A 3,661-nucleotide genomic window follows, 5' to 3' on the forward strand; every position below is an offset into this window, starting at 1 on the left:
CGACTGCGACGCCGCGACGATCTGCACCCGGTGCCCGGCGCGCACCCATTCGCGCGCCAGGTAGTACGGCCGGAACTCCATGCCGTGCCGGGGCGAGCCCGCATAGTGGTTGATCAGCAGGATGTTCAACGCAGCAGCTCGCTGTAGAAGTTCAGCAACGCGCGCTCGGCCTGCGGCCAGTTGAACACCTCGTCGACCGCGCGCCGGCCCGCTTCACCCATCACGCGCACGCGGTCCGGCGCATCGCGCAGCAGCCGGATCGCGTCGGCGATCGCGTTCGGGTCGAGCGGGTTCACGCACAGCCCGCAGTCATGCACCTCGACGATCTCGCGCCACTGCGGGAAGTTCGACGCGATCACCGGCAGCTGCGCCGACATGTACTCGAACATCTTGATCGGCAGCGAATCCAGGTAGCTCGGCATCGGCTGCAGCGTGACCAGCCCGGCGAACGAGCGCGCCATCACCTCGCGCACCTGCGCCCGGCCGACCTGCCCGCGGTAGTCGACCTGCGCCCAGCCGGGCAGCGCGCGCAGCTCGGCCTCGAGCGCCGCGTCCTCGAAGCGGCCGCACAGCAGCAGCGTCACGCCCGGCACCTGCGGCAGCGCGAGCACCATCTCGAGCGCACCGCGCGTGCGGGTGATGCCGCCGACGTAGCAGACGATGTTCCCGCGCGGCTGCGGTGCCGCCACCGCCGCCAGCTCGTCGAGGAACGGGAAGTTGGCGACGTTGGCCGCGCGCCGCGCGAGCGGCGCGAAACGCGCGGTGATGTGCGGCGTGGCACCGACCACGCCCGACAGCTGGCGCACCCGCCAGTTCTCGTAGCGCTCGAAGGCCCACGACAGCGGCGCGCGCAGCGCCGCGGGAATCCACTGCTTGGTCAGGATCTGCCGCGGCACGTCTTCATGCGCGTCGTAGACCGCGACGATGCCGCGGCGCGCCAGCGCGGCGCCGACCGGCAGCAGTTCCGGGTCGTGGAAGTGCACCAGCGCCGGCTGCAGGTCGAGCACCCGCTGCAGCGCGAGCTTCGGCTGGCGGCGCATGCGCGCGAGGCGGCCGGCCGGCGCCGTGCCGATGTCGACGATGCGCACGCCATCGACCTGCGCATCGCCGAGCCCGTCGCCGACGACCTGGATCACCTCGTAGCCGGCACGCGCGAGCGAGCGGCATTCCTTGTGGAAGATGCGGATGTCGTCGCGCGGGTGCACGGTGGTCAGGTGAACGATGCGCGGCATCATGAAACTCGGCCCTCCAGGCGCGCATGCAGCGCGATGAACTGGCGGATGTTGCCTTCGAACATCGCCTTGTCGCGGACCAGCTGGCGGTTGAACGGCTGCCCGTCGCGCGCCCAGGTGCCGGTGTCCCAGGTGTCGATCGCACGCAGCAACGCGTCGTCGAGGCGCGCGAGGTCGGCCACCAGCAAGCCGTTGTGGCCGTCGGTCACCCATTCGCGGTTGGCCGGCAGGTCGCTCAGCACCGGCAGGCAGCCGGCCGCCAGCGACTCCAGCAGGCTCACCGAGGTGCCGTCGGATTCCGGCACGCTGACGAAGACGGCCGCGCGCCGGTAGCTGCGCGCGAGCGACTGCGCATCGAGCATGCCGGTGAAGTCGACGCGCCCCGCGATGCCCAGCGTGTCGGCCATGCGGCGCAGCTCGTCGGTCTGCGGGCCGGCGGCCGCGACCTCCAGCGTCCAGTTCGTGCAACGCCCGGGCAAGCGTGCGAAGGCCTGCAGGATCGCGTCGACGCGGTACAGCGGCTTGTGCAGCCGGCACGACAGGAGGCGCCGCTCGGCCTGCACGCCCGGCAGCGCCGGCGGCTCGTCGATGCCGAGCGGGATCCATTCGCGCAGCGTCGCCGCGGCCTCGGGGGCGAGTGCGGCGGCGGCCGCGAGCAGCACCTGCGCATCGGCCGTCCAGGCCTGCGCACCGCGCAGCGCGCTGCGCACCAGCCAGCGGTGGAAGGCACTGCGCGACGGCAGCGTCAGCACGTCCGAACCCCACAGCGTCAGCACCAACGGCACGCCGGTGCCGCGCACCGCACGGGCCGCGTGCCAGCCGACGCTGTTGGCCTGGTGCGCATGCAGCACGCGCGGCGCCCAGCGCTTGATCAGCCGGCGCAGGCGGTATGGCGCGTCCAGCCGCTTGATCGAAAGATCGACCTGCTCGTGCGCCAGCAGCAGCGGATGCGGGTCGATCTTCAGCTCGCCGTGCGTCGCGAGCACCACCGGCTGGCCGGCGGCGAGCAGCCCGCGCGCCATCCGCGCGACGTGGATCGATGCGCTGCCGACCAGCAGCACCGGCTTCGTCATGCCACGCTCCGCACGAAGACGAACAGCTGCGTCGGCGACCCCGGCTGCGCGAGGAACTCGGTGTCGGCATCGGCCGCCGCATTCGCGATGCGCGTCAGCACGGCCTGGGCACCGGGCAGCTTCCAGCCCGCCAGCCGCGACAGCAGGCGCACCACGAAACGCTTGCGGTACGCGGCAAAGGCCGGGGTCGGGCACTCGGTCGGGTGGTAGAAGCCGCGGCGCGACTGCAGCGTCAGCCCGGCCCGCGCGAACGCGTCGACCAGCGCCGCGCGCGTGCGGCGCTTCAGGTAGCCGCCATCGCGCGTCTGATCGGCCAGCGTCTCCAGCACGATCATCCGGCCGTCCGGCTGCAGCGCGTCAGCGCAGCGCTCCAGCAGCACCTGCAGTTCGCCGTCGTCGACCACGTGCTGCAGCACCGTGATGCTGAGGATCAGGTCGTAGCGCTGCGACCACACCGCCTGCGCGACCGGCTCGTAGCGGATGGCCGTCGACGGATGCTGGCGCGCCGCGCGCAGCAGCGCATCGCGCGACAGGTCGTGCCCGACGACGCGTTGCGCGCGGGTGGCGAGCAGCGCGCAGAAATCGCCGACACCGCAGCCGTAGTCGAGCGCGGCGGCCATCGGTTTCAGCAGCCAGCTCACGGCCTTCAGCCGCAGCCGCTGGTCGTAGGCGTAGGTGGCCGCATCGGACCAGCCGGTGTGCCCGTAGCGCCGCACGCGCTGGCTCCAGAAGGCTGCACTGCTCATGCGAAGGACCTCATGGGACTCGCCTCATCCCCGCGAGCCGGTGCAGCCACAGGCCGTAGACCAGCAGCACCACCGACGACGCGCCGGACTGCAGCGCGAGCGCCGTCGTGATGTCCCACTTCAGCACCCAGGCCAGCACGTAGGGCAGCAGCATCGACACCTGGTAGGCGACGCCGAACACCAGCGCCCGCCCCTGCTGCCCGACCACCAGCGGCAGCTGCGACAGCGGCGAGGTCAGGAAGCTCAGCACCATCCACGGCGACAGCAGCCGCGCCTGCGCGCCGGCCTCGCGCCATTCGGCGCCGAAGGCCCAGGCGAACAGGTCGGGCGCGAACAGCATCAACGCGATGAACGGCAGCGCGAACAGCGCGAGCTTCGAGCTCGTGCGGCGCGCGAGGCCTGCCAGGTCGCCGCCTTCGTTCCACAGCTGCGCCGCGCGCTGCTGGAAGACCTGGCCGACCGAGGCACCCAGCATCGCGAGCGGCGTGCGCGCGATGCGCAGCGCGAAGGCGTACCAGCCCAGCACCTGGCTGCCGAACGCGGCGCCCATCACCGCGAGCAGCGCGCTCGCCTGCAGCGCATCGAGCAGCGCATGCGGCAGGTTGATGCG

Annotated in this window: 4 protein-coding genes and 1 pseudogene; all 5 read right to left on the bottom strand. The window is 72.2% G+C overall.

Features of this window, described 5'->3' with window-relative positions; translation table 11 throughout:
* Nucleotides 1-129: pseudogene (locus tag AC1D01_RS25040) on the bottom strand (glycosyltransferase WbuB); the annotation flags it as partial.
* Nucleotides 126-1,232, bottom strand: coding sequence for a glycosyltransferase family 4 protein (locus tag AC1D01_RS25045; protein ID WP_477871180.1), 1,107 nt, complete (start codon nt 1,230-1,232; stop codon nt 126-128). The pseudogene AC1D01_RS25040 and the gene AC1D01_RS25045, both read right to left, overlap by 4 nt.
* Nucleotides 1,232-2,305, bottom strand: a complete 1,074-nt coding sequence (locus tag AC1D01_RS25050; RefSeq protein ID WP_477871182.1) for a glycosyltransferase — start codon at nt 2,303-2,305, stop codon at nt 1,232-1,234. Before AC1D01_RS25050 ends, AC1D01_RS25045 begins: the two co-directional genes overlap by 1 nt.
* Nucleotides 2,302-3,051, bottom strand: coding sequence for a class I SAM-dependent methyltransferase (locus AC1D01_RS25055; protein ID WP_477871184.1), 750 nt, complete (start codon nt 3,049-3,051; stop codon nt 2,302-2,304). Before AC1D01_RS25055 ends, AC1D01_RS25050 begins: the two co-directional genes overlap by 4 nt.
* Before the next feature lie 10 nt (nt 3,052-3,061).
* Nucleotides 3,062-3,661, bottom strand: a 600-nt coding sequence (locus AC1D01_RS25060) for an oligosaccharide flippase family protein (RefSeq protein WP_477871186.1), incomplete at its 5' end; no start/stop codon positions are given.

It is taken from the genome of Rhizobacter sp. P3_B12, assembly GCF_056402895.1.

Excerpts from the sequence above, each read along its gene's own strand:
- AC1D01_RS25045 (WP_477871180.1), bottom strand. The coding sequence starts at position 1,232 with ATGCCGCGCATCGTTCACCTGACCACCGTGCACCCGCGCGACGACATC.
- AC1D01_RS25050 (WP_477871182.1), bottom strand. The coding sequence starts at position 2,305 with ATGACGAAGCCGGTGCTGCTGGTCGGCAGCGCATCGATCCACGTCGCG.
- AC1D01_RS25055 (WP_477871184.1), bottom strand. The coding sequence starts at position 3,051 with ATGAGCAGTGCAGCCTTCTGGAGCCAGCGCGTGCGGCGCTACGGGCAC.